Source organism: Streptomyces sp. MB09-01, from assembly GCF_033794505.1.
Taxonomy (GTDB): Bacteria; Actinomycetota; Actinomycetes; order Streptomycetales; family Streptomycetaceae; genus Streptomyces.
The window spans coordinates 1-1,102 of the sequence record NZ_JARAYQ010000572.1 but is presented as its reverse complement, the minus strand read 5'-3'; the positions used below and the strand labels follow the sequence as shown (position 1 = coordinate 1,102).

Annotated in this window: 1 protein-coding gene; it reads right to left on the bottom strand. The window is 67.6% G+C overall.

Going from position 1 to position 1,102, the window contains the following annotated elements; all coding sequences use genetic code 11:
* Positions 1-866: IS5 family transposase (locus PV721_RS43515; RefSeq protein ID WP_319734428.1), on the bottom strand; the 866-nt coding region annotated here is incomplete at its 3' end.
* Between the last annotated feature and the right edge of the window lie 236 nt (positions 867-1,102).

Sequence of the window (1,102 nt, the reverse complement as noted above, 5' to 3'; positions counted from 1 at the left end):
CCCAGAATCGGGTGTTCTGTGGTCTTCTTCGGGTCGCGCCAGGAGATGGTGTTCTCGCTGGTGAGGCGGCGGGTCATGAGGTCGGTCATGGCGATGTGGATGACGGCTTCGGAGCGGGTGGGCAGGGTTTCGTAGTCGCGGGCCAGGCGCCGGTGGAGCATGAGCCAGCCGTAGGTCCGCTCGACTGCCCAACGCTTCGGGATCGGGCTGAATCCCCTGGTCCCGGGGTTGCGGGCGGTGATCTCCATGTCGATACCAAGGGTGGCGGCGTGCTCGACGAGGTGCTGGCGGTAGCCGCCGTCGACCCACACCTTGCGGATTGCGGGGTGGTCGGCGGCGATCTTGTCGAGCAGCGCGGTGCCGGCGACGGAGTCCTGCACGCTCGCCGCGGTCACCAGCACGGCAAGGAGGAGTCCGAGTGTGTCAGTGACGATGCTCCGCTTCCTGCCGACGATCTTCTTGGCCGCGTCGACGCCCTGCCCGGCGGCGGGGACGCTGGTGGAGGTCTTGACGCTCTGAGCGTCGATCACACACGCCGTCGGCTCGGCGTCCCTGCCTTCCTTCTCCCGCAGGAGCTGCCTGAGCAGGCCGTTGAGCTGGGCGAACACACCCTCGTCGGCCCACTTGGCGAAGTAGCCGTAGACGGTGTTCCAGTTGGGGAAGTCGTGCGGGAGGTAGCGCCACTGGACCCCGGTCCGGTCCACGTACAAGATCGCGTCCATGATGTCGCGCAGGTCGTGCTCGGGCGGTCGGCCGAAGTCCAGAGCCCGACCGCGTCGCTGGAGCCGCCATGCGGCCAGGACCGGCTCGATCAACTCCCAGCGGGCATCGGACAGATCACTCGGATACGGACGTCGCTTCGCCATGCTTCCGGCGTACCGCCGCGGGCCGAGTGCGCCCAGGCGCGCGGCCACGGCGGCGGAAGCACGTGGCCGCGAAGACCGGGCATCCTGGGATGAGACAGGAACAGGTCACCACCCGCCCCATCCGTGACCCCATCTGCCCCCGCAGGCCTCAACCACCTCGGTGACCTCACCTTCACCACAACCCGGCACACCGAGAATCGGCTGGTAAGCGGCAATTTTAGGCGAAAACGACCTCT